The 25,051-nt window shown below is 58.7% G+C and carries 19 protein-coding genes and 1 tRNA gene; 10 read left to right on the top strand and 10 right to left on the bottom strand.

The window, feature by feature from the left end; translation table 11 throughout:
- Nucleotides 1-22: 22 nt before the first annotated feature.
- On the bottom strand, nucleotides 23-1,363 hold the full coding sequence (gene glmU / locus FHS83_RS11900; RefSeq protein WP_167083174.1) for a bifunctional UDP-N-acetylglucosamine diphosphorylase/glucosamine-1-phosphate N-acetyltransferase GlmU: 1,341 nt from the start codon (nucleotides 1,361-1,363) through the stop codon (nucleotides 23-25).
- Between the two features lie 61 nt (nucleotides 1,364-1,424).
- Between glmU and FHS83_RS11895 the strand changes: the two genes are divergently transcribed.
- The 3 genes from FHS83_RS11895 (at nucleotide 1,425) to FHS83_RS11885 (ending at nucleotide 4,690) form a co-directional block, all read left to right on the top strand.
- Nucleotides 1,425-2,090 carry an HAD-IA family hydrolase gene (locus FHS83_RS11895; protein ID WP_167083173.1) on the top strand — a complete coding sequence of 222 codons (666 nt, stop codon included), beginning with the start codon at nucleotides 1,425-1,427 and terminating at the stop codon, nucleotides 2,088-2,090.
- Nucleotides 2,091-2,213: 123 nt separating this feature from the next.
- Nucleotides 2,214-2,288, top strand: a tRNA-Val gene (locus FHS83_RS11890).
- Between the two features lie 143 nt (nucleotides 2,289-2,431).
- Nucleotides 2,432-4,690: a beta-glucosidase gene (locus FHS83_RS11885; RefSeq protein ID WP_167083172.1), complete on the top strand. Its 2,259-nt coding sequence runs from the start codon at nucleotides 2,432-2,434 to the stop codon at nucleotides 4,688-4,690.
- 1,195 nt (nucleotides 4,691-5,885) lie between these two features.
- Here FHS83_RS11885 and FHS83_RS11880 read toward each other — a convergent pair.
- The gene (locus tag FHS83_RS11880; protein WP_167083171.1) at nucleotides 5,886-6,824 is read right to left on the bottom strand and encodes an alpha/beta hydrolase; all 939 of its coding nucleotides are present in this window, start codon (nucleotides 6,822-6,824) and stop codon (nucleotides 5,886-5,888) included.
- Between the two features lie 64 nt (nucleotides 6,825-6,888).
- Between FHS83_RS11880 and FHS83_RS11875 the strand changes: the two genes are divergently transcribed.
- Nucleotides 6,889-8,907: a sialate O-acetylesterase gene (locus FHS83_RS11875; protein WP_167083170.1), complete on the top strand. Its 2,019-nt coding sequence runs from the start codon at nucleotides 6,889-6,891 to the stop codon at nucleotides 8,905-8,907.
- Here the strand turns inward: FHS83_RS11875 and FHS83_RS11870 are convergent.
- Nucleotides 8,885-9,487, bottom strand: coding sequence for a uracil-DNA glycosylase family protein (locus FHS83_RS11870; RefSeq protein WP_167083169.1), 603 nt, complete (start codon nucleotides 9,485-9,487; stop codon nucleotides 8,885-8,887). The genes FHS83_RS11875 and FHS83_RS11870 overlap by 23 nt on opposite strands.
- Nucleotides 9,488-9,593: 106 nt before the next feature.
- On the opposite strand from FHS83_RS11870, the gene ytfE reads away from it, so the two are divergent.
- Nucleotides 9,594-10,250, top strand: a complete 657-nt coding sequence (gene ytfE, locus FHS83_RS11865; RefSeq protein ID WP_167083168.1) for an iron-sulfur cluster repair protein YtfE — start codon at nucleotides 9,594-9,596, stop codon at nucleotides 10,248-10,250.
- A gap of 12 nt (nucleotides 10,251-10,262) precedes the next feature.
- Here the strand turns inward: ytfE and FHS83_RS11860 are convergent, their stop codons facing one another.
- The gene (locus FHS83_RS11860) at nucleotides 10,263-11,522 is read right to left on the bottom strand and encodes a NupC/NupG family nucleoside CNT transporter (protein ID WP_167083167.1); all 1,260 of its coding nucleotides are present in this window, start codon (nucleotides 11,520-11,522) and stop codon (nucleotides 10,263-10,265) included.
- Nucleotides 11,523-11,677: 155 nt separating this feature from the next.
- On the opposite strand from FHS83_RS11860, the gene FHS83_RS11855 reads away from it, so the two are divergent.
- Nucleotides 11,678-12,895 carry an acyltransferase family protein gene (locus FHS83_RS11855; RefSeq protein ID WP_167083166.1) on the top strand — a complete coding sequence of 406 codons (1,218 nt, stop codon included), beginning with the start codon at nucleotides 11,678-11,680 and terminating at the stop codon, nucleotides 12,893-12,895.
- A 428-nt stretch (nucleotides 12,896-13,323) separates the two neighbouring features.
- Here the strand turns inward: FHS83_RS11855 and FHS83_RS11850 are convergent, their stop codons facing one another.
- From FHS83_RS11850 to FHS83_RS11840, 3 genes are all read right to left on the bottom strand, one after another.
- Nucleotides 13,324-14,532 carry a M48 family metalloprotease gene (locus FHS83_RS11850; RefSeq protein ID WP_167083165.1) on the bottom strand — a complete coding sequence of 403 codons (1,209 nt, stop codon included), beginning with the start codon at nucleotides 14,530-14,532 and terminating at the stop codon, nucleotides 13,324-13,326.
- Between the two features lie 90 nt (nucleotides 14,533-14,622).
- Nucleotides 14,623-15,588: a GlxA family transcriptional regulator gene (locus FHS83_RS11845; protein WP_167083164.1), complete on the bottom strand. Its 966-nt coding sequence runs from the start codon at nucleotides 15,586-15,588 to the stop codon at nucleotides 14,623-14,625.
- Between the two features lie 80 nt (nucleotides 15,589-15,668).
- Nucleotides 15,669-16,559 carry a LysR family transcriptional regulator gene (locus tag FHS83_RS11840; RefSeq protein WP_167083163.1) on the bottom strand — a complete coding sequence of 297 codons (891 nt, stop codon included), beginning with the start codon at nucleotides 16,557-16,559 and terminating at the stop codon, nucleotides 15,669-15,671.
- A gap of 98 nt (nucleotides 16,560-16,657) precedes the next feature.
- Between FHS83_RS11840 and FHS83_RS11835 the strand changes: the two genes are divergently transcribed.
- From FHS83_RS11835 to FHS83_RS11820, 4 genes are all read left to right on the top strand, one after another.
- On the top strand, nucleotides 16,658-17,419 hold the full coding sequence (locus FHS83_RS11835) for an SDR family NAD(P)-dependent oxidoreductase (protein ID WP_167083162.1): 762 nt from the start codon (nucleotides 16,658-16,660) through the stop codon (nucleotides 17,417-17,419).
- 112 nt (nucleotides 17,420-17,531) lie between these two features.
- A complete protein-coding gene (locus FHS83_RS11830; RefSeq protein ID WP_167083161.1) occupies nucleotides 17,532-18,908 on the top strand; it encodes a peptide MFS transporter in 1,377 nt (458 codons plus the stop codon).
- Between the two features lie 228 nt (nucleotides 18,909-19,136).
- Nucleotides 19,137-19,322 (top strand): hypothetical protein, encoded by a 186-nt coding sequence (locus FHS83_RS11825; protein WP_167083160.1) that lies wholly within the window; start codon nucleotides 19,137-19,139, stop codon nucleotides 19,320-19,322.
- Between the two features lie 181 nt (nucleotides 19,323-19,503).
- Entirely contained in the window at nucleotides 19,504-19,689 is a 186-nt protein-coding gene (locus tag FHS83_RS11820) for a hypothetical protein (RefSeq protein WP_167083159.1), read from the top strand.
- A 3-nt stretch (nucleotides 19,690-19,692) separates the two neighbouring features.
- Here FHS83_RS11820 and FHS83_RS11815 read toward each other — a convergent pair whose 3' ends face one another.
- From FHS83_RS11815 to FHS83_RS11805, 3 genes are all read right to left on the bottom strand, one after another.
- Nucleotides 19,693-21,177, bottom strand: coding sequence for a SpoVR family protein (locus FHS83_RS11815; protein WP_167083158.1), 1,485 nt, complete (start codon nucleotides 21,175-21,177; stop codon nucleotides 19,693-19,695).
- On the bottom strand, nucleotides 21,178-22,485 hold the full coding sequence (locus FHS83_RS11810) for a YeaH/YhbH family protein (protein WP_167083157.1): 1,308 nt from the start codon (nucleotides 22,483-22,485) through the stop codon (nucleotides 21,178-21,180). It abuts the gene before it with no gap.
- Between the two features lie 139 nt (nucleotides 22,486-22,624).
- Nucleotides 22,625-24,568, bottom strand: coding sequence for a PrkA family serine protein kinase (locus FHS83_RS11805; protein WP_167083156.1), 1,944 nt, complete (start codon nucleotides 24,566-24,568; stop codon nucleotides 22,625-22,627).
- Between the last annotated feature and the right edge of the window lie 483 nt (nucleotides 24,569-25,051).

Genomic DNA, 25,051 nt, shown 5'->3' with positions numbered 1-25,051 from the left:
GATGCGCCCTGCGCCGCAGTGATTATTTCTTGGCAGCCTTTTCGGCTTTCTTACGCGCGCGAAAACTTTCCGCCCATTCCGGCAGGTTTTTCTGCTCGGCCCGCGTCACCGCCAGGCTGTTGGCGGGCACATCCCGCGTGATCACCGATCCCGCGCCGGTAATGGCACCATCGCCGACACTGACCGGTGCCACCAAAGAGGTGTCGGAGCCGATGAAGGCGCCCGCGCCGATATCGGTGTGATGCTTGAGAAAGCCGTCGTAATTGCAGGTGATGGTACCGCAGCCGATATTGGCGCCCGCGCCGACCCGCGCGTCCCCCAGATACGTAAGATGGTTCGCCTTGGCGCCCTTCTCGATCTTGGTGTTCTTCAGCTCGACGAAATTGCCGATATGGACGTTTTCTTCCACCATTGTACCGGGGCGCAGCCGCGCATAAGGCCCGACAATCGCGCCGCCCGAAACAACAGCCCCTTCAAGATGGCTGAAGGCACGGATATGGGCGCCCGAACGCACCGTCACGCCCGGCCCGAACACCACATAAGGTTCGATCAGGCAGTCAGCCTCAAGCACCGTATCATGACAGAAATGCACCGTCTCCGGCGCGATCAGCCCGACCGCATCGCCGAGCGCCTTGGCCCGCAAACGCTGCTGCATCAAGTTTTCCGCGCGCGCGAGCTCAATGCGGCTGTTGACGCCCATCATCTCGGCTTCGTCGGATTCGACGATCAAGCAGCGCACGCCATCCTTGCGCGCCAATGCGGGCACATCGGTGAGATAGTATTCTTTTTGCGCGTTGTTGTTGTCGAGCTTACCTGCCCAACCGAAGAACTGTTTGGCATCCGCCGCCATGATGCCTGCATTGCACAGCCGCACGGCTTTTTCATCTGCATTGGCGTCTTTGAATTCGACGATGCGCTCGAGCAGGCCCTCACTATCGCGGATCATGCGGCCATAGGCGCCGGGATCAGCGGGCGTGAATGCGACGATCGACATGCCGTATTGAGCCTGGGCTTCGAAAGAGCGCGTGAACGTGTCGGCCGTCACCAAGGGCATATCGCCATAGGCGATGATCAGCGTGCCAGGAAAATCTGCGAGCGCGGATGCAGCACACGCGGCGGCGTGGCCGGTGCCAAGCTGCGGATCCTGGATCACGCTTTCGGCGCCCAAACTCGCGGCATAGGTGCGAACGGCATCGCCAAGCTTATGGGTAACCACCACGATGCGGTCTACGCCCGCGCCGCGCATGGCCTTGATCACATGCCCGAGCATGGAAAGCCCGGCCACTTCATGCATCACCTTGGGCTTTGCGGATTTCATCCGGGTGCCCATGCCTGCGGCTAAAATAATACCAGCGCGTGCCATACTTGTTGGATAGCTCCCGACCCGTTATCGGTAAAGTGACGTTTTACTGCATGATGTTGCCATGGCTAAAGCACTTTTCATCTTCGATCTCGACGGCACGCTGGTGGATACCGCGCCCGACCTTCTGACAAGCATCAATTGGCTCTTGGGGCGCGAGCAGCGACGGGCCTTAGGGGAAGAGGAGCTGCGCCGCATTGTCGGGCACGGCGCCAAGAAGCTTATTGAGAGGGCCTTCGCCATGACCGGCGAGGAGATTTCCGGCTTCGAGACCGAGATGCTCTATCGCGCCTTCCTGAAAGATTACGGAAGCCATGTCGCCGCCGCGAGCCGCCCTTATCTCGGCGTGCCCGAAACGCTTAGCGCCTTGAAAGCAGAAGGATTCGCGCTCGGCGTGCTGACCAACAAGCCCCATGCCCCCACCCTGGCTCTCCTCGATGAGCTTGGGCTTTCGGGCCATTTCGGCGCCATTTGGGGCCAGGGTCACCGCCCTTATATGAAGCCAGACCCCCGGCTTTTCCCGGAAATCGTGGCTGAGTTGGGCGGCGGGCCTGCGGTGATGGTCGGCGACAGCCGCACCGACGTCGAAACCGCCCGCGCGGCAGGCGCCCCGGTGGTGCTGGTCTCCTATGGCTACACCCAGGAACCCGCGACGATGCTTGGCGCCGATACGGTGGTAGACCAGTTTTCCGAGATTGCAGCCGCCGGTAAGGCGCTATTGGGGCTTTAGGCCGAAAAGGGGCCATCCCCCTCAAAATTCGGCGGATTTGCCGCTTGCGCGGCGGGGAACAAGGCTTTATACGCACCCCTCCCGACGCGATCCGGCCCCTGGCCGCGACCGCACCATCGGCCCGGGCGATTAGCTCAGCGGGAGAGCACACCCTTCACACGGGTGGGGTCGCAGGTTCAATCCCTGCATCGCCCACCATCTTTTGCCGTTCAGCAAGAGATGGAGACCGGTCGGATTTGTCGCGACAATTACGTAAGCCCATCTGTCGCGAAATCGAGACTTTCATAACGACATCTACGTCAGGATAATCCGCACCTCATCTGGGGAAGGGATTTTTCGTGATGCGTTTCAAGTTGTGTGCGGTGTCCGCCTTGGCATTTCTGGCGGTTGGAGCCGGGGCCGAGAATACCCCACCCTGGATGAATACCTCGCTTTCCCCGGATGCGCGCGCTGATCTGGTTCAGGCCAAAATGACCCGCGATGAGGAATTGGTGCTGGTCGATGGCGTCTTGGGTGTCGCTTATCAGCCCGGCCATCGCAAACCGTTGACCCCGGAGCTGAAAGCCGCCCTTCCGGTGAGCGCGGGCTATGTTCCGGGCATTCCGCGCCTCGGTGTGCCGGCCTTAGCGGAAACAGACGCGAGCTTGGGCGTCGCCAATGGTGGCAATATGCGCCCTGGCGATACCTCCACCGCCCTGCCCGCTTCTATTTTGACGGCCGCGACCTGGAACCCGGATATGGCCTTCCAAGGCGGCGCCATGATCGCCAAGGAAGCGCGCGCCAAAGGCTATAACGTGCTCTTGGCGGGCGGCATCAATCTGGCGCGCGAGCCACGCGGCGGGCGCACCTTCGAATATGCCGGTGAAGACCCGTGGCTTGCGGGCATGATCGTGGGCGAAAGCATTCGCGGCATCCAAAGTCAGGGCATGATCTCCACCATCAAACACTATGCCCTCAATGCCCAGGAAACCGCGCGCACGGTGATGAGCGCGAATATTTCCGATTCCGATGCGCGCGAGAGCGATCTTCTGGCTTTCGAGCTCGCCATCGAGAAAGGCGATCCCGGCTCGGTGATGTGCGCTTATAACCGCATCAACAATGTCTATGCCTGCGAAAGCCACTATCTTCTCAGCGAAGTCCTGAAAGGCGATTGGGCTTATAAGGGCTTTGTGATGTCCGATTGGGGCGCGGTGCATTCCACCGTGCAGGCCGCGATCAATGGCCTGGATCAGGAATCCTCCAATGGCTCGGACCGCGCGGATTATTTCGGCAAAGCCCTGAAGGATGCCGTTGCCAAAGGTCAGGTGCCGGCTTCCCGCCTGCATGACATGGTACATCGTATTTTGCGCGCGATGTTTGCCAAAGGTCTTTTCGATAAGCCGCCGGTGAAAGGCCCCGTCGATATCGAGGCTGACCTTGGCATCGCGCAAGCCAATGCCGAAGACGGCATCGTTCTTCTCAAAAACGAAAAATCCCTGCTGCCGCTTTCGGAAACCAAGCGCCAGAAAATCGCGGTGATTGGCGCCCATGCCGATCTTGGCGTGCCTTCGGGCGGCGGCTCCTCGCAAGTGCTCGGCATCGGCCATTCCAAGGCGATGGAAGTGCGCATCGGCGGCGGCACCAAACAATTCGGTGGACAGGTCTGGACCTTGCCGCAGGAAACCGTGGTGTTCCACGCCAACGCCCCGCTGGATGAAATCAAAAAATTATCGGCGCGCGGCAGTGCGGTGGACTACGCCTCAGGCGAGGATATCGAGCAAGCCGTCGCGCTCGCCAAGAAATCCGATGTCGCCGTCGTGTTTGCCCATCAGCATATGCATGAGGGCGCTGATGTGATCGACCTTTCCCTGCCCGGCAATCAGAACGATCTGATCGCGGCGGTGGCAGCAGCCAATCCCCATACCATTGTTGTGCTGGAGACCGGCGGGCCGGTGACCATGCCGTGGGCCGATAAGGTGGATGGCATCGTGGAGGCCTGGTATGCGGGTAATCGCGGCGGCGCGGCTATCGCGCGCGTGCTCTTCGGCGAGGTCAACCCGTCGGGCCATTTGCCAGTGACGTTTCCTATCACTGAAAGCCAGCTTGCCCATCCCATCATTACGGGTCAGCGCCCGGATAATCGCATCACCTGGACCAACGGCACGCCGACGGCCTATGACGTGATCTATAACGAAGGTTCCAAGGTCGGCTATCGCTGGTTTGAGGATCAAAAACTGCCGCCGCTTTTTGCTTTCGGCCATGGGCTTTCTTATACCAGCTTTGGCTATAGCGGCCTGAATGCCCAAGGCGGCAATGGCCTGACCGTCAGCTTCGATGTGAAGAACACCGGCACGCGCACGGGCAAGGCTGTAGCGCAGGTCTATGTGAAGCCGCCTTATGGCGCGGTGCGTCTGGTCGGCTTTGCCAAAGTGGAGCTTGGCGCAGGCGATGTGAAGCACATCACCCTGAAAACCGATCCGCGCCTTCTGGCCATGTTCGATAGCGATGCCAATCTCTGGCGCGTCGCCGATGGCGATTACGTCGTACGCATCGGCAGCTCCTCCGCCGAACAAGCCGCCGTCGCCAAGGTGCATATCAACGCGAGTACGGTGAAGCCTTAAAGGGCTTCACCATCCTTGTGGATGTGGCACCGCATGTGTGTTCAATAGTCCTGTCATCGTCCGCAATTGCGGGCGACCCAGTTTGGCTGTTCCAATGCGGATGACTGGAGCGTCTCTCACTTGACGCTGAACCCTTGCGATACGTCCAGCGCCCCCGTGAAATATGCAAAATAGGCCAGCCGACAAGCCATGCCTACGGTAACTTAAAAATTCCTATCCAATTACACCTGCTCGCTATCTCATACAGAAGAGTAGAAACTAAAACGTATGTCGCAATGATCGTGCCATAAAGCGCGATTTTGTAATTACGCCTTCGAGACGAAAGAATCCGCGACCTCCTTTGAATGAGCTTATCGAGACTTAGCTCACCCTCTCCACCTCCGCTCATCGTTATTGAGAACAGACAGAATAGCGATATCACCAAATACGCAACAATCTCCGAAATCAGAACAATATCCACCACGAGAGATGCTGATTTACTCGAAGAAAAATAGCTGAATAGAGCGATAGCCACGGCTATCATAATTGAAACGTGCGTGAGCAGTGCCGACGTTTTAGAGTTCAAAATACAAGCGACTTCAACAATCTGAGCCCCGAGGTCATTGTCGGTTAGCATTCTTCTATGCTCTAAATATATGCGCTCATTTTTGGGTAGTTCGCTCATAGCACCCCCAATGCCGTTCGCTAGAATTTATAAGACAGTATCAATATTACCGAGTAGCCGCACCTAGTGATTCAGTCTAGTTCAGCGCCAAGTAGGCCAGCAGCTAACGGGCAGCTCACCCACCTCCAATTCTCACCCGCAATCCTTTCCGTCTTCTGTCGCGCGGCTTAAATCGCGCGCCAGAGCCTTGAAGGTCGCGTGATCGCTTCCCAAATCAAATTGAGTTGTTTGAAAGATGGAGATGCTTGGCGAGCCAAGCGGAAGGCGGGCCTTCGCGGGGCGCGTGATCCGCAAACGCGCGACATATACAGGGCTTTGATGCGTGCTCGCGCACGTTCTCGTCCTGCTCAAGCCGTAGCTGGGATCGTGCCCGCACTGGCGCATGAATCGCAAATGAGCAGAGGCGAAGCGGTCCGTGGTAAGGCAAAGGTGTCTGTTGAGCGCTGTCTGATCACAACGCTCGTTGCTCGCCGTAGCCTGAGGGGGCCCCCATCAAAGCGGACTTGTTCGCCAAGCCCGCTTTGCGCATATTTATTTCGCGCTGGTCTTTTCCACGAAGGCCTCGATGTCTTTCCAAACAATTTTACCGGAAAGATCGCGCAGCAGCATGTGATAGCCTTTGGGATAGACATGCACCTCGGCGCGGGCGCCCAGTTCTTTCACCACCGCTTCGGTGGGCGCGCGTGGAATGATTTGATCCTTCTCGCCATAGACCACTAACATCGGCGGTGTGGATTTTAGCGCAAGCGGTGCCTTGCGCGCTTCGTCCATCAAATTGACAAGACCCCACACCGCATCGGCGCGGGTTTGTTTCTGGAACAGAGGATCGCGCGCATTCTGGCGCAGCATTTCGATGTTATCAGATGGCCAGATTTTCAGCCCCTTGCCGGAAACGGTCATCGCGGGAAATGTATGCGCTGTGAGCCATAGCGCCACGCGATAGTAAAACGGCATATCGGAGCGCGACCACACCGCAGGCGCGACCAGGATCACGCCATCCAAATGTGGCTGATGATTCTGTGTGAGAGAGGTGAGCACCACCGCCCCGCCCATGCTTTCGCCGAGACCGAAGACCGGCACCCCGGGATGGCGCGCGCGCACCGCCTCGATGAAATCACAAAAATCCTGGCGCATTGCTTGCGCGCCCGGCCAGTCTCCGGGGTTGGGCGATTTACCAAAGCTCCTTTGATCATACGCATAGGTGGTGATGCCTTCGCTCGCCCAATAAGGCCCCGGCATCTCGAAGGCGCGCGAATAATCGCTCATGCCATGCAGGGCCACGATGATGGCCTTTGGTTTGGCCGCGTCCCAATGGCGATAGGGCAAGGAAAGACCGTCGCTGGTCGTGAAAAAATCTTCATGTAAAATCGGGGACGCCTGCTCCAATCCCATGGGCGCGGTCACGGGCGCACAAGATTGCAGCGAAAACGCCACAATGACGCAGAGAAGGTAGGTGGCCAATCTGGCCATCGGAGAGCCCCCGGTATTAAATCGCGACGCAAATAAGAAGATCAAGTTTAGAGGGGAACGCGGAATGGACAAGTCTGCCCTGGCAGTGCTCGGCGCGGCCTTCATGCTTTCGGCTTGCAGCTCGATCTCCATTCCCCCGTTGATGTCGCCCTCGCCTGTCGTCGCGGTAGTGAAGGACAAGGACGTTTTCCCGCCCCGGCCCCTGACCCTGCTTTACACCACCTTCCAGGACCATGCCGTGCTGCAGCGGGATAAGCCCGTTCCGATCTGGGGTAAGACCGCACCCGGCGCAACCGTGGCCGTGACTTTCGCTGGCGAGAAGGCCAGCGCCACCGCAGATGAGGCCGGTCGCTGGGAGGTACGCTTTGCGGCAATGAAAGCTGGCGGACCCTACACGATTGCAGCGACCAGCACCGCGGGTGAAACCCAGACCGTGAAAGACATCATGATCGGTGATGTCTATCTCTGCTCAGGCCAATCCAATATGGAAATGCCGCTGCGCCTTGCCACCAATTACGATAGCGAGCTGAGGGCCGCGCAGAATCCGAAGCTGCGCTTATTTCACGTGCAGCGCTTTTCGAGCCCCATGCCGCGCGAAAGCTTTGGCGCTGATGCAAGCTGGGCGGTGACCACGCCCGAGACAGCAAAGGACTTCTCAGCCGTCTGTTATTATTTCGGCGCCAACATTCAGCCCGTGGCCGGCGTGGCGGTGGGGTTGATCGAAGATGCCTGGGGCGGCGCAGCGATCCAAGCCTGGATCAGCAATGACAAGCTGAAAGAGATCGGCGGCTATGAAGAGCGGCTTGAGATCGCCAAGACCTATGCCAAGGATCCCAAGGCTGCGGAAGAAAAATGGCGCGACATCGCGCGGGCCTGGTTCGACGCGCATGATCCCAATGTGAAAGCCTATAGCGACCCAGGGTTTGATGATTCAGGCTGGGCGAGCCACGATGTCACCGGCACCTGGCGCTTATGGAATGTGCCGGAGCTGAAAACCTTCAACGGCATCACCTGGCTGCGCAAGACCATCACGTTGACCGAAGCTGAGGCGCAAGCTGCGGCCACGCTGAGCCTCGGCCCAATCGATTCCGAAGACCTCACCTTTGTGAATGGCAGCTTGGTGGGTGCGGCCCATGCTTATGACAAGAACCGCAACTATAAGATCGAGCCGGGTGTGCTGCATGCAGGGCAGAATAACATCGCCATAGCTATTCAAGCTGGTGCAGGCCCGGCCTGGCCGGGTGAAAAGATGAGCCTGAAGACCAATGACGGAAAGAGCATCGCGCTGAACGGTCCCTGGCACTGGAAAGCATCTGCCAAGACCAGCGGCGGCGAGCCTTGGATGCCCTGGTATAATCAGTTCGGAGTCTCAACCCTCTATAACGGCATGATCCTGCCTTTGGGGTCGACGCAAATACGCGGCACGCTTTGGTATCAAGGCGAAACCGATGCCGGGCAGCCCAAGGAATATGACCGGCTCTTGCGTGCGATGATTGCCGATTGGCGCGTGCGTTTTGGCGCTGAAATGCCGTTCTATATCGTGCAATTGACGAGCTTTGGCCCGGCCACCGCTAAACCGGAGGCCTCCAATTGGGCGGCATTGCGCGAAGTGCAGCGCCGCGTGGTGGATACCGTACCCAATACCGGGCTTGCGGTGACCATCGATCTTGGTTCGCCTGATGTGATCCATCCTGCAGCAAAACAAGAGGTGGGACGCCGCCTTTCCTTGCTGGCACGCAAATTCATCTATGGCCAGGACATCGTCGCCCAAAGCCCCGAACCTTCCTCCATCAGCCGCAAAGGCAAGACCGTGACCATCACCTTCGATCATGCCGCGAAGGGGTTGGAGGCGCGTGAATGGGACCGCGCCGTCGGCTTCAGCCTCTGCGATGCCAAAAGCCAATGCGGTTTTGTCGATGGTTTCGTCACTGGCAATAGCGTGAAGCTGGATGCTGCCAAATATCCCAAAGCCACCAGCGTACGCTTCTGCTGGGCCGATAGCCCGCTCTGCAATCTGGTCAATTCCGACGGCCTGCCCGCAGTGCCCTTCGAGATGGCCATCAGCCCGGCGAAGAAACATTGAGGGCTTTTTTCACCCGGCGGCGCAGATAGGGCAAAAGCTCCGCCGCAAACCACGGGTTCTTCTTGAGCCAGGAGTTGTTGCGCCAGGAGGGATGCGGCAACGGGATGATGCCGGGCGTATACTCCCGCCACGCCGCCACCGTCTCCGAAACGGTTTTCTTGGTGCGGCCTTTCAGATGCCAATTGAAAGCATAGCTGCCGATCAACAGGGTGAGGTCGAATTTCGGCAGGGTTGCGAATAGCCGTGCCTGCCATGCCTCAGCGCATTCCTTGCGAGGCGGCAAATCTCCGCCATGGGCGTCATAGCCGGGAAAACAAAAGCCCATACCGATGATGGCGATTTTGCTTTCGTCATAGAAGACGTCGCGATCGATCCCCATCCATTCACGCAAACGATCACCGGAAGGATCGTTGAAGGAAATGCCCGTCTCATGCACCCGTATACCGGGCGCTTGCGCGATGATGCAGATACGCGCCTTGGCGCTGGCGTGAATGACCGGGCGAGCGCCATATTGAAGGTGCTTTTCGCAGATCCGGCAGGCACGGATTTCAGCAAGCAGGCTGTCGAGGTCTTTGTCCATGTTCCCTTCAGGGTTTAGCGCAGATTGCCGCACGGTTTAATCTGGTATTGCATATACCACTTAATCCTTCCACCCTGCTCGGGAATTCAGGAAAGAGAGCACCGACATGACCGGCGCATATCAGACCCAGACGCTCAGCCATCTTGCCACGGAAATTCCCGGCGCTACCGCCGTGTTCCGCAAATATAAGCTCGATTTCTGCTGTGGCGGAGCGGTTTCGCTGGCCGAGGCGGCCTCTGCCAAGGGGCTGGATGCTGCCAGCATCGCCGCCGAACTCGCCGCCATTGCCCCTTCAAATGACGAGGCGCCGCGCGAAACCGGCGCGCTGATCGCCCATATCCTGACGCGCTTTCACGATGTCCATCGCCGTGAGCTGCCGGAACTGATCCGCCTCGCCAAGCGCGTGGAAGCGGTGCATGGCGCCCGCCCCGATGCGCCGAACGGGTTGGCCGAAAAGCTGCAGCGCCTGACCGACGAACTCGACGCGCATATGCAGAAGGAAGAACAGGTGCTGTTCCCGATGATGCAGGCGGGCGGCAACCCCTTCATCCATCACCCCATCGCGGTCATGCGTGCCGAGCATATCGAGGCGGGTGATCAGCTAAAAGCGATTGAGCCTTTCGCGATCCCCGCCCCGGAAGGCGCCTGCCCCACCTGGCGGGCGTTGAATGCGGGTCTGATCAAATTCGCCGACGATCTGATGACCCACATTCACCTGGAGAACAACATCCTGTTCCCCGCCTTCGAAACCCACACGCACTAAGCCTTTGCAGCTTCACGTCACCGGGAGCAGGCCGATCATGCACCCGGTGAGGCCGCTGGCCATGGTGCCTGCGAGCAACGAACGCATCACCAGCGGCACCACTTCATCGCGGCGGCCGGGTTCCAGCGCACTCATGCCAGCGATGACGATGCCGACGGACGAGAAGTTGGCGAAGCCGCACATGGCATAGACCACGATCAGGGTGGAGCGCGGATCAAGCGCACCCGCGGGCAGTTTGGTGAGATCGATATAAGCCACCAGCTCGTTGAGGATGGTCTTAGTGCCGAGCAGACTGCCCGCTGTCACCGCCTCGCTCCAAGGCACGCCATAAAGCCAGACTACCGGCGCAAAGACCCAGCCGAGCAAACGCTGCAGCGTCAAGGGCGCGCCGAAAACATGCGGAGCGTTGGCGAGGATCATATTGGCCATCGCCACCAGCGCGGTGACGACTATCAGCATGGCGATGATCTGCAGCCAAATGCGAAGTCCCACTTCCGTACCATGCGAGACCGCATCCATGCTGGAGCGGTATTTCATCTCGCTTTCCGAGACCGTATCGGTCGCGGCTTCCCCAGGCACCATGATCCGGGCCACCACGATGGCGCCGAACAGCGACATGATCGACGCGATCAGGATATGGCCGAGCGCGCCCGGCAGGACCGGCTTCAGAATCGTCGCATAGAGCACAAATACCGTGCCCGCCACCACGCTCATGCCGACCGTAAACACAATGAACAGCTCAGAGCGGTTAAGCTTGGCAAGATAGGGCCGGATCACCAGCAGCCCTTCGACATTGCCGAGGAAGACCGTCGACGCACCGCCAAGGCCGACCGCGCCGCCGATGCCGAGAAACCGGCGCAGCACCACCGCGATACCCTTCACCAGGAGCGCCAGAATGCGCCAATGCCAGAGCAGGGCCGACAGCGCCGAGATCACGATGATGATGGGCAGAACGCCGAAGGCGAAATTGATGAAGGCGTTGGGCTGGGTGATGGTAAAGGGCGCATCGCCTTGGCCGAGATAACCGAAGACAAAAGAGGTGCCGGTCTTGGTCGCCTCGGTCAACGCCGCCACCAGCCCGTTGAGGGCAAAGAGCGTATCGCGCGCCAGCGGCACTTTCAGCAAGAGCAGCGCCAGGGCGACTTGCATGGCGAGCCCGGCCAACACGGTGCGGACCGGAAAAGCCCGGCGGTTCTCCGAGAAGAGCCAGGCCAGCGCCAGAATGGTCGCGATCCCCAGCAGGGATTGCAGATGCAGGCCCCCAAAATCCATAATGCCGTCCACCCCTTGCGAATACCGCCGCAACTATTTGCTGGGGAATAGCGCGCGGTCAATGCACCTCTCCTGCCCAATTTCCGCGCAGAGACCGCTTGAGATATTGGCCGCCAGACGTCAGGGTTGCCGCCTTTTCCGGAGCCTTCCCGCCGATGAGCGAAAAACACCGCCCCGCCGAGATCAAAGCCCTGTCGGGCGCGCGCGCCTTCCCGCCGCTGATCCTGGTGCTGTTCCATTTCTGCGAGGGGCATGGCTATCGCGGCGTCGATACGCCTCAGTGCCAGATCGATTGGCTCCATTCCTTTTTCGGCTGCGCCAAATGGTTCGACCTTGCCGTCAGCCGCGGCTATCTCTGGGTGGAGTTCTTCTTCGCCCTCTCCGGCTTTATCCTGGTGCATGTCTATGGCGCGCGCGTGGGCGAGTTTCTGCGTGGCACAGCGATCCTGCCATTCCTGAAGGCACGCCTTTCCCGGCTTTACCCGGTGCATCTCGTCACCCTGATTTCGATGCTGCTTTTGATGTGGACGCTGAACCAGCTTTCCTATCTCGGCGGATATCTCTCGATCTATCACCAGCCTTGGCCGCCGATTAACACCTGGCCGAGCTTTGTGGCGAGCCTGTTCCTGGTGCAAGGCTGGAATCTGTTTCCCTGGCTGACTTGGAATGGCGCGTCGTGGTTCGTCTCGGTCGAGTTCCTGCTCTGCCTGCTTTTTCCGATCTATCTTGTTCTGGCGCGCGGGCGCTGGTGGATGGGCGTGGCGCTGATCGGCTTCGGCCTTTCCTGGCTGACCCTTCTCGCCCTCAACAGTCATCACGGCCTCGACATCACCTATCGCGATGGCATGTTCCGCGGCATGGCGGGCTTCGCGGTCGGCGTTGGCATGGCGGTGCTCTTTCGCGATGCCAAGAAAGTGGGCGCCGACAAGCTTCCCGCTTGGGTTTTCTCGGCGCTGCAGGCAGTGGCCCTCGCCTATCTCTTCTGGGCGACCTATCGCAATGGCTGGTCGCATACGGTGCGCGATCTCTGGTTCGCCACCGCGCTCTATGTGCTGATTTTCGTGCTCGCCTTTGACAAGGGATTTCTGGCGCGCGGCCTATCCACCAAACTGCCCTTGCGCCTCGGCGAATGGTCTTACGCGATCTATATGGGCCAGACCTTTTGGCTGCAGCTTATCCGCTATTTCGAACAGCGCTGGTATCCGCCGGATGACACGCTGATCTTCGGCCATCGCTTTGCCGAGCTGGCCTGGTGGGGAGAACCGGTGCTGCTGGTGCTGCTCTGCATTGGCTGGGGCGCGCTCTTGTATTACGGCGTCGAAAAGCCGGCCAATGCCTGGCTGAGGGGAAGATTGTTGAAGCCCGCGCGGTAATACGCGCAAAGCGGGCTCGGTTTCGCGTAACATTCCGCGTAGCCAGTCCGCTTTGATGGGTGCCCCCTGAAGGCTATGGCGAGCAGCGAGCGTGTGTGCGCTCAACGGACACCTTCACCTTCCCACAAGCCGCGTCGTCTCTGCTCTTCACATCAATGCCTCCCGAGCAGGACAAGAACGTGCGCGAGCACGCATCAAAGCCCTGTATATGTCGCGCGTCTGCGGATCACGCGCCCCGCGAAGGCCCGCCTTCCGCTTGTGTTGCCAAGCCACTCCATCTTTCAAACAGCTTTATTTGAGGTGGGAAGCGGAAGCGCGATCTTCAAGTGTCGGAGGGGGATTTAAGCTTTGCGACAGACGGCGGAAAGGATTGAGAGTGAGAGCTATAGGAGGGGACGCTCCCTCGCCCCCTCTTAACTGATCTTCCATTATTGCGCAGGCGGCTGCTTACACACATCCGCGTAAACCGGCCTTTCGCCGCGCGCCCATGGCCTATAGCTATTGGCGAAGCGGATGCGTTCGCCGTCGGTAGGATGGGTCGCCCGGAAGATGCGGAAAAAAGGGCCCCAATCGGGCACATCGCCCATAGAGATGGCATCCAGCTCCAACTGGGCGAGACCATGGTTTTCGTGGGTCAGCTCCAGCCCGAACCGATCGGCTTCGAACTCAATATGGCGGCCATAGGCGTTGAACAGCGGCAAAGCGCAAAGCCATGAGAGCGTGAGGATGAAAATCCCGAGCGGCAAAGATGCCGGGTCGGAGAGTTCGGAAAAACCGAAGCGGGCGTGAAAGCGGGCGATCAAAGCGTTGCCAAGCACATGGGTGAGATAAAAGCCGAGCAGCAGAATGGCAAAGATCACCAAAATACTCTTGTAGTTGTCGCCCAGAAGATAATGTTTGAGCTCGTGACCGACGGTAAAAATCAGCTGATCCTTAGGGCCGCGCAGCAAATCCGTTCCAAGAATGATGCGGCTCGTCGGCCCGAGGCCAACCACGGTGGTATCGTTGCCGCCCACGAAAACGGGAATGTGCGCCACCCTGCAACGCGCCGACATGCTCTCGATTTCGGTATAGAGATTTTGATCGGCGAGCGGCTTATAGGAGGTCGTCAATGGATCGACCCAAACCGGCAAAACAATAAGCGCGATAAAGGTAGCCGGAATCGAAGCCGCAGCGGCATATGCCCACCAGTATTTAGGGCTGCGGGCAATCAAGAGATAGGGAAGCCAGTAAAACAAAGCGGCCGCGACACAGCGCACCAGAAACCCAATACCCTCACCGATCCACCAACCCGCCCCAGGAAAGGACGACCTCACAGCATAGCGATGCCAAACATCATAAGGCAGAACCAGCACTGCGTTGAGGGCCAGAAAAAACACGGCCATCAGCGTGATCGTGCCATACCAATTACCCCGTGCGAGGAAAGCTGCCCAGTGCCGCAGCCGCGCGCCCAAACCTGAAAACAAAACCAGAGCCGGAATCGCGAGTGACAGAATTTGGCCGCCCGCCCAAAACCAGTTGCTCTGAACAAGCGCGGCTTCCGCGCCTGGCAGAGCACGCAGTGCGCTGGCGGATTGTGCACCAGATTGCGCGATTATCGCAGCCCCGGCGAGCAGAAGAAATACTATCTTACGCATCCTATCCTCTCTTTCAGACAAGCAACTGCAAGCTCGGACGCGCCAAGCGATGCATTCAACCCAAGGGATGACTGAGGAGCCCTTCGGCCCCTATTCCCGCCGTTTCAAGGCAACGGTTTTGCGATAGGACAGCGGCCCAACTCCAAAATGCCGTTCGAAGGCACGCCGGAAAGCATCAGGGCTGGCATATCCAACCGCAACCGATACCGCCTCTATGCTTTGACGTGTCGCCGACAAGCGCTGGCGCGCCTCATCAAGCCTTAAGCGTTCGATATACCGGGCGGGCGGCATTCCGAATTGCGCAGCGAATAACCGTGAAAAATGACGTGCGCCAAGCCTAGCTCGTGCGGCCAGCACCTCAACCGAAAGGTCCGCATGAAGGTTCCTCACGATCCAGGCCGTGAGGTCGGAGAAGCGATCATGCCCGCGGCTTTGAAATTGCAGCGGCTCGGAAAATTGCGACTGTCCGCCCGGCCGTCTGAAATAGACCACCAACTCCCGTGCCACAGCGAGAGAAACATTGTCACCTAGATCATCCGCGATCAGCGCCAGCGCCAAATCTATTCCCGCCGAAATACCTGCCGAGGAAAAATACTTTCCGTCCCGCACATAAATGGCATCAGCATCGAGGCGAATATCAGGAAAGCTCTGGGCAATCAGAGCCGCATAGCGCCAGTGCGTCGTGGCGCGCCGCTTCTTCATCAGCCCCGCTTCGGCCAAGGCAAAAAGCCCGGTGCAGATCGACGCCACCCGGCGCGTATTCGCGGCCCGCTTCTTCAAGAATGCCACCACTGGAGCCGAGATAGCCGTGTCGCGCAGCCCTGAGCCGCCCGGTACAATCAGCGTATCCAAGGCAGGGGCCGCAGCAAAACCAGCATCGGCGCAAAAGCGCACCCCATTCTCGCCGCGAAAGACATCTCCCTTGGCGCTGAGAACACTGAGCTCATAGGCGTGCCGCCCGCCAAACTCATTGGCGACGGCAAAAGCCTCCATCGGCCCGATCAGGTCCAAGCTGGTGATCTTATCATAACCAATAAAGGCAATGCGGCGGGTCATGCAGGCAGTGTGACAGGAAAGCCGGGAGGGTAAAATGCGCAGTGTCCGAAATCGGCGGAAATTAGTCAGACGGACACCCCTCACTGCCCATACCGAAACTCTTCCGTCACCCATTCGATCACCGCGCGCACGCGCGGGGAGAGGAGACGGCCGGAGGGGTAGAGGAGCGAAGCCGGTGTGGGTGATGGCGGGGTGTCTTCCAAGACCGCAACAAGCTCGCCGCGCGCAATCGCGTCTTCCTTGGAATAGCGCGGCACTTGGATAAGGCCGAGGCCCAGCGCGGCGGCGCGGCTGTAGCTTTCAGCACCATCGACGGTGAGCGTGGACGGCAGCATCACGGTTTTCAATTCGCCATCCACCATGAATTCCAGCGGCAAGACCGCGCCCGTCGCCGAAGAGCGATAACCCACCATGCGATGGCCCTCTAAACGATCCCAGCGTTCGGGCATGCCATAGCGCGCGATGTACTCGGGTGAGCAGCAGGTCACTTCAGGCAATTGCATCAGCGGGCGGGCAACGTAATCGCCATCGCGCACCGGGCCTGCGCGCAGCACGCAATCGATGCCTTCGCGCAACGGATCGACGAAGCGATCCGTCTCGGTAATGATGAGTTCGATGCCGGGATAAGCGGCGAAGAATTCCGGCAGGCTATCGAAGAGAAAGCGCCGCGCCAGCGCGCCTTGCACATCCAGCCGCACCACGCCTTTGGGTTTGGCGCCGCGAAAGGCGCCTTCCGCATCTTCGACCTCGTTTAAGATTTCGCGGCAGCGGCGATAATAAGCTTCGCCATCTTGGGTGGGGCGCATGGCGCGGGTGGTGCGCTCGATCAGGCGCACGCCCAGGCGGGTTTCAAGCTGCTTGACGGCCTCGGTCACCTTGGAGGGCGGCAGGCTGAGATCGCGCGCAGCCACGGAGAAGCTCGTCCGTTCCACCACACGGGCGAAGATCTGCATCGCTTCCAGACGGTCCATTATTCTGAAAATCCAAATAGTGTTTCGGAATTTTGCCAGATTGTTGGAATTTCTGGAATATCTATCTTCGCCCTCGAAGCCAATTCGAGGAGCCTTACATGTCCGAGACTTCCAAAATCGCCCTTATCACTGGTGCCAGCCGCGGCCTTGGCCGGGCCATGGCCATCGCGCTCGCCCGCCAAGGCGTATCGATCATCGGCACCTATCACAGCAACAAGACCGAAGCCGAAGCGACGGTGGAGGCGGTGAAAGCCGAAGGCGGCAAAGCGGTGATGCTGCAGCTCGACACCGGTAAGGTCACAAGCTTTGCCGATTTCGCCACGAAACTCAGCGAAGTGCTGAAAAGCGAGTTCGGCCGCGAGCGCTTCGATTTTCTCATCAACAACGCGGGCACCGGCATGCATGCCAGCATCGCCGAGACCAGCGAAGCCTTGTTCGATGAGATGATGAACATCCATTTCAAAGGCGTGTTCTTCCTTACCCAGACGATGCTGCCGAAAATCGAAGATGGCGGGCGCATTTTGAATCTCTCAAGCGGGCTTGCCCGTTTCAGCCTGCCCGGCTACGCGGCCTATGCGGCGATGAAAGGCGGCGTGGAAGTACTGACGCGCTATCTTGCCAAGGAATTGGGCCCGCGGCGTATCGCGGTGAACACCATTGCACCGGGCGCCATCGAGACCGATTTCGGCGGCGGGCGCGTGCGCGATAACAAAGAGCTGAACGGCTTTGTCGCAAACGTGACCGCGATGGGCCGCGCGGGCCTGCCCGAAGATATCGGCGGCGCGGTGGCGGCCATCCTTTCCGATGCAGGCTGGATCACCGGCCAGCGCATCGAAGTCTCCGGCGGGATGTTCGCATAAACTGTAAATCGCTCGGCCTGGGCGCAAAGCCTGGGCCGGGCGTTTCACTTTATAGACTTGTCAGGGGCGGCGGTTTCTCCGACATTGCGCGGGGATTTAGAAAAAGCCAGCCATGACACCACAATCGTCTTCCGATCGCGCGTTTATTGGTCATCCGATCGGATTGGGCTGGCTTGCGGCCTCAGAGTTCTGGGAGCGCTTCTGCTATTACGGCATGCAGGCGCTTCTGACGCTCTATCTCTTCAAATACCTGCTTCAGCCCGGCAATATCGAACAAGTCTGGGGCTTTGCCGCCTTCCAGCACGCGCTGGATTATCTGATCGGCGCCATTCCGTGGCTGTTTCATAAATCCGAGATGGCCTACGCCTCCTACACCTCGCAGCTTTACGCGGGCCTTGTCTATGTCACGCCGCTGATTGGCGGGCCGCTCGCAGACCGCGTGCTGGGGCGCACCGCAACTGTGACTATCGGCGCGGCGATGATGGTGGCGGGCACCTTCTGCCTCGCCTTCAATCAGACCTTCCTGTTCGGCCTCGCCTTCCTCTTGGCCGGTGTCGGCTGCTTCAAGGGCAATATCGCCGCGCAGGTGGGCGATCTTTACAGCCTGGAAGACAAGCGCCGCGCTGATGGCTTTCAGATCTATTTCATGGGCATTCAGCTCGCGGTGATCGTCTCGCCGCTGATCTGCTCCACCTTAGGCGAGCGGGTGGACTGGCATCTCGGCTTCATTGCCGCCGGTATCGGCATGCTCTTAGGGCTGGTGATCTATCTTTTCGGGCGCAAGACCTTCCCGAAAGAGCGGGTCAAATCCGCCGTCAAAGAAGTGCGAGAGCCGCTTTCGGGCCGCGATCTTGGCGCGGTGATCCTGCTGGTCGCGCTGGTGCCGGTGCTGGCTTTCTCGGTCGTCGGCAATCAGCAGATCTTCAACGCCTATCTCGTCTGGTCCGGCAACAACTATCAGATGACCTATGGCGGCTTCACCGTGCCTTCGGGCTGGATGATGTCGTTCGATGCCCTTTTCAGCTCCATCAGCATGATCGGCGTCATCGCCTTCTGGCGCTGGTATGGCAAGCACCGCGTCGAGCCGGATGAGATCACCAAGATCGCCATCGGCGTGACCTTCAGCGCCTTCGCGCCGCTGGCCCTGGCGGGCGCCTCTGCCGTGGTGGCGACGACCCATCACCCGGTTCATCTCGGCTGGGCGGTCGCCTTCCATGTCATCAACGATATTGGCTTTGCCAATGTGCTGCCGGTCGGCCTGGCACTCTACTCCCGCGCGGCGCCCAAAGGGCTCGGCGGCACCATGATCGCGGTCTATTATCTGCACCTCTTCTTTGCCAACACCGTGATCGTCGGCCCCCTGGGCGGGCTTTTGGGCACCATGCCCGATAGCCAGTTCTGGATGCTGCATGTCGCCCTGATGCTGGGCGCGGCGGTGGTGCTGTTCCTGGTGCGCCTGTTCTTCGGCAAGCTGGTGGCCCCACGGTAATCGGGGCCCAGAAAAGCCAAGGTAATGGCCACCTAGCTATTGCGAAGTTATGACTAGGTGGTCCTCGGCCTTTTTCAAGGTCTGAAACTATGTTTCGCACGCATAGCTGGTCCCTGTTGCGGTGCAGCATTGGAATCATTGTACTGCGGCGGACTGACCCTATCTCTAGCAGGTCCCGGACGAGAGCGGTTCAAGGGAACCGCCACGGAGACAAAAACGGAGTGGGTCATGTCTATGAATCTTAAACAGCTTTTCGGTTCGGCTCTTCTTACGGTCGCGGTTCTTGGTGGTGCGGTCACCTACCTCGAATCCACCCTGAACGCCCCCCGCGCGCAGGTTGCCTATGACACGACGAGCCAGTCGCAGGTCGATCGCCACGGCGAAGGCATCGTGACCGAAGGGCCGGCTTCCTAAAGAAGCCGTCCCCCCTTCGGGGGTTTTCGAAGCCAGGATATGCGCAAATCGCATACCCCTTAAATCAGTATAACGTACAAAACCCATTGTGGCGCAAATGCGGCAGATATATGCTCCAACTGTGGCTGGTTAACGAGGGGCCTCTCATGAGCCCCGCCCCAGCCCAGGATGGAGACTTGCAATGGACGAAAGCTACTCCTCAACCGTGAAGTCGATCGGCGCCATCATCCTCACTTTGGTGCTGTTCCTCGGCGTCGGCTATTACGTCTACACCTCGCTCTTCGTGCCCCCGGGCCCGGCCCAGGTTGAAGATCAGGTCGCGACCGCTCCGGCGCAAAGCGCCCCGGCTGCCAAGACGCCGTCATAAACCCTATTCAGCGACTTCCTCGAGCACGACCTCGTGCCCCCAGAGCCGCTCGATATGCGCGACCACCTGATCCTTGGTGGCGTGATGCAGTGGCACACCGCGATGCATTTTGTGCTCGAGGAATAGCGTGCGATCTCCTTTGAGATCGGCGCCCATGACTTGGATATTGGCATCGGCGATGCCGGTATCGTATTGCCGCGCAAGTAAGCTGCGCACCCTGCGATAGCCCTGCTCATTATGGATGGCCGCGACATGATAAGCGCCGTCCTCCGCCTTATCCGCCAGCGCGAAAAGCCGGAAATCGCGGATCAGCTTGGGTGAGAGATACTGCTCAATGAAACTCTCATCGCGGTAATTGGCCCAGGCGTCTTTCAGCGCGCCCATCCAATCCCCTGACCCCGCCAGATGCGGGAACCAGTCGCGATCCTCATCGGTCGGGTTCAGGCAGATGCGCTTGATGTCGTCCATCATGGCGTAGCCAAGCGCATAAGGGTTGAGGCCGTTATAGCGCCGGTCGTCGAATTCGGGCTGGAACACCACCGAAGTGTGGCTGTGCAGGAATTCGAGAAGCGCGCTTTCGCTGATCAGACCGCGGTCGAACATCATATTCATGATGGTGTAATGCACGAAGGTGGCACAGCCCTCGTTCATCACCTTGGTCTGGCGCTGGGGATAGAAATACTGTGCCATGTTGCGCACGATGCGTAAGATCTCGCGCTGCCAGCCGCGCAGATCAGGCGCGTTCTTCTCGATGAAATAGAGCAGGTTTTCTTCCGGCAGCTTGATGTCGCCATCGAAGGCATCTTCATCCACCGGCGTCGGCGGCGCATGCGGCGGCTCAATACCCGCGGGCAATGTGCGCCAAAGTTCGTTGTAGGCTTCGGCTTCGTATTCCGCGCGCAGGCGGCGCTTTTCGAGGATGCGCTCCTTAGTAGGCTTAGGCGGGCGGCGATAACGGAAGACGCCCTGCTCCATCAAGGCGTGGGCGGCGTCGAGAACGCTTTCCACCTCATCACGGCCATAACGTTCCTCGCAAGCCGAGATGTAATGCTTGGCAAAGGCGAGATAATCCAGGATGCCTTCCGCATTGGTCCATTGCTTGAAAAGGTAGTTGTTCTTGAAGAAATGGTTATGGCCGAAAGCGGCATGGGCGATGACGAGCGCCTGCATCGTCATGGTGTTTTCTTCCAGCAAATAGGAAATACAGGGGCTGGAATTGATCACGATCTCATAGGCAAGCCCGGAATAGCCGCCGCGATACATCGCATCTTCACGGGCGAAGAGCTTGCCGAAGCTCCAATGATTATACATCAGCGGCATGCCCATGGAGGAATAGGCGTCCAGCATCTGCTCGGAGGAGATGATTTCGACCTGATTGGGATAGACATCGAGCTTCAGATCATTGAGCGCGATATCTTCGATCGCCTTGAAGGTGCGATCAAGCGTGGCGAAATCCCATTCGGCTTCTTCAAACAATAACTTGGACATTCAAACCTCCGCCTTTTTGAACAGCTCGCGGAAAACCGGGAAAATGTCGGCGGGTTTGGAGATGCGCTTGGTGGCGAAGTTCTTCCATTCCTCGGCCACGGTGCGATAGGCGCGCCAGAGTTCGGCACCGGAATCCTCGGATGCGAAGACTTCCATCTCCCGCTCATCGAGAATTTCGATATAGGCGTAATACTGACATAGCGGCATCACGTCGTCGTTCAACATTTCCACACAGCGCCGCGCATCGCCGCTTTGCGTGTAGCCATCCGAAGCCTGGGCGACATAGATGTTCCAATCGGAGGTGGTGTAACGCTCACGCTGGATTTCCAGCATCTTGTCGAGCGCGGTAGACACGATCGTGCCGCCCGATTGGCGCGAATAGAAGAACTCCTGCTCATCCACCTCTTGCGCTTCATGGGTGTGGCGGATGAAGACGATATCCACCTTGTCATAACGGCGGCGCAGGAAGAGATGCAGCAGCATGTAAAAGCGCTTGGCGAGGTCCTTTTCGCGTTCACCCATCGAGCCCGACACGTCCATCAGGCAGAACATCACCGCCTGGCTGGTCGGGATCGGCTGCTCGGTATAGGAGTTGTAGCGCACGTCGACCGGATCGATGAAGCCGACCCATTTGCGCTTGGAAATGGCGCGGGCCAGTTTTTCCTTCAACGCGATGATTTCAAGGGTCAGGCTTTCAGACGGCTCGCGGCATTCCAGCGCCTCAAGCTCTTTTTCCATCTCCTCGACTTCGCGCAGAGAGGGACGGCGCAAGGCCAGACGGCGGCCCTGGGCATTCCTCATCGTACGGACGAGATTTATCTGCGAGGGAGAGCCTGCGGTGGTAATGCCGGCGCGCTTCCAGGCCTTGCTTTGTGTATCCTTGAGTGAGGTGCGGATCAGGTTCGGCAGTTCGAGGTCTTCGAAGAAGATATCGAGCACCTCTTCCTGGCTCATGACGAATTCGAAATCGTCTTCGCCCTCGCCGCTATCAGAGGCGTCCTTGCCACGGCCTTGGCCCGCGCCACCTTGCGGCTTCTTGATTTCATCACCGGGCATGTACTCCTTATTGCCCGGCAGCACGAAATCGCGCTCGCCTGCAGCTTTCGGATCAAGACGGAAACGCGGCTCCCTGGTGCCTTTGGTGGAAATCTTGATCTTGCGTTCTTTGCCGATATCGGCGACGGCGGCGTCTTTCAGCGACTTCTGCACCGCATCGCGGATTTGCGCCTTGGCACGGCGCAAGAAGCGCTGGCGATTGCCAAGCGACTTGCCTTTGGGATTAAGACGCCGGTCGATGAAATAGGTCATTCAATATTCCCTGTCATCCCGGGCAAGCCAGCGAACGCTGGCGTAGACCCGGGACCCACTTGGAAGTCTGCACAACGTCTGAGTGGGTCCCGGCTCGCGCTCACTACGTTCGCTTGGCCAGGATGACATCATGTGGAATTTACCCAGCCTTGTTCACCCGCATGTACCATTCGACCAGGCGGCGGACTTGGCGGGCGGTGTAGCCGCGCGCCAGCATGCGCTTGACGAATTCGTTGTGCTTGGTCTGCGTGTCCGAGTCCTTCTTGGACTCGAAGCTGATCACCGGCAGAAGGTCTTCAACCTGGGTGAACATCCGCTTTTCGATAACGGAACGGATTTTTTCGTAGGCCGTCCATTGCGGATTTTTGCCTTCGTGCTGGGAGCGATAGCGCAGCGCGAATTTCACCACCTCGTTGCGGAAGTCCTTCGGATTGGCAATGCCCGCAGGCTTTTCGATCTTGGAGAGCTCGTTGTCGAGCGCGCCGCGATCCAGAAGCTGACCGGTATCGGCATCCTTGAAGTCCTGATCTTCGATCCAGGCATCGGCATAGGAGATATAGCGGTCGAATAGGTTCTGGCCGTACTCACCATAGGATTCCAGGTAGGCTTTCTGAATTTCCTTGCCGATGAACTCGGCGTAGCGCGGCGAGAGTTCTGCCTTGATGAACTCCAGATAGCGCTTCTCGGTGTCGTCGGCATATTGCTCGCGGCGGATGAACTGCTCGAGCACATGCATCAGATGCACCGGATCGGCGGCGACCTCCGTGACATCATAGTTGAAGGTCTCCGACAGGGCCTTATAGGCAAAGCGGGTGGAAATGCCCGTCATGCCCTCATCCACCCCGGCCTGATCCTTGTATTCCTGCAAAGTCTTGGCTTTGGGGTCGGTGTCCTTCAGCTTCTCGCCATCATAGACGCGCATCTTGGAGGTGAGGTTCGAATTGTCATGCTCCTTGAGGCGGGTCATGACACAGAACTTCGCCAGCATCTCCAAGGTTTCTGGCGCGCACGGCGCACCGTTCAGCTCGGAGCCTTTCAGAAGCTTCTTATAGATCTGGGTTTCCTCATGCACCCTGAGGCAATAAGGAACCGTGATGACGCAGATACGGTCGAGGAAGGCTTCGTTGTTGCGGTTGGCCTTGAAGACGGTCCATTCGGCTTCGTTGGAGTGCGCCAGGATGATGCCCGAGAACGGAATCGGGCCCAGCGTTTCGGTGCCGACGTAATTGCCTTCCTGTGTCGCCGTCAAAAGCGGATGCAGGACCTTGATCGGCGCCTTGAACATTTCGACGAACTCAAGCAGGCCCTGATTGGCACGGCACAGACCGCCCGAGAAGGAATAGGCATCCGGATCGTTCTGGCTGAAATGCTCGAGCTTGCGGATATCGACCTTGCCGGTGAGCGAGGAGATGTCCTGATTGTTTTCGTCGCCCGGCTCGGTTTTCGCGACCGCGATTTGGCGCAGTTTGGAGGGAAACATCCGCACGACTTCGAATTTCGAAATGTCGCCGCCGAATTCGTCCAGCCGCTTCATCGCCCAGGGGCTCATCACCCCGCCGAGACGATGTTTTTCGATGCCGTATTTTTCTTCGAGCAACGTCTTTAGTTCTTCGGAGCGGAAAAGACCGAGCGGAGATTCAAAGACGGGGCTGATTTCCTCGCCCGCCTTCAAAACATAGATTGGATACTTCTCCATCAACTCTTTGAGGCGTTCGGCGAGCGAGGATTTACCGCCACCGACGGGGCCGAGCAGATAGAGAATCTGGCGCTTTTCTTCGAGCCCTTGCGCAGCATGTTTGAAGTAGCCCACGATCCTCTCGATCGTGTCTTCCATGCCGAAGAAGCCTTCAAAGGATTTGTAGAGCTTGATCGTGCGATTGAAGAACAACCGCCCGAGACGCGGATCTTGTGCTGTATCTACGAGTTCTGGTTCGCCAAGCGCGGCCACCATGCGCTCTGCTGGTGTCGCGTACAGCATTTTGTCGTCGCGTGCCGCAAGCAGCCAGTCACGCAAGGACATGGCTTCAACGCGTTCGCGTTGATAATCGCGAGAAAAGATGTCGAAGACATCGAGAGTACCCATCGAGACCAACTCTCCATTCCTTCCGCGGCACCCTCACGACACATCCGCCGTGAGACAGAAGCGGTGTCTGCGTATTTGTAAGCCGATGCGATTATTCCCTCATTCTAGAATTGTTCCAAGGGTTAACCGCGCGATTAATATCCTTTCACATGTCGTGCGCTGTCAGTGCCTGCGAGCGCGTGTGCGCATGCAAGCGTTGTTCAACGCCTTCTTCCCAACAACTGTCGCCGTTCACATAACGCGCAAAGCACCCACCAGGCTTCGACGGCGAATAATTCAAGTGTACGCTGATTTGCGCACTTGAAAAGTGCGTCAAAGCCCTGACGGCACGCAAAACCGCACGATGGTTGATCCGCCTTCCCTTTAGGCATCAGCTACTTGCGGCGCTTAGCGCCTCGGCAATCGGACTGCCAAAACCCCTCAAGGAGCGACCTTTGCGTGTACTGGCGAGCGTATGTGTGCCAACCAAACGGCCACATAAGA

It is taken from the genome of Rhizomicrobium palustre (assembly GCF_011761565.1).
GTDB lineage: Bacteria > Pseudomonadota > Alphaproteobacteria > Micropepsales > Micropepsaceae > Rhizomicrobium > Rhizomicrobium palustre.
The sequence above is the reverse complement of the archived record's forward strand: the minus strand, read 5'-3'. Positions and strand labels throughout refer to the sequence as shown.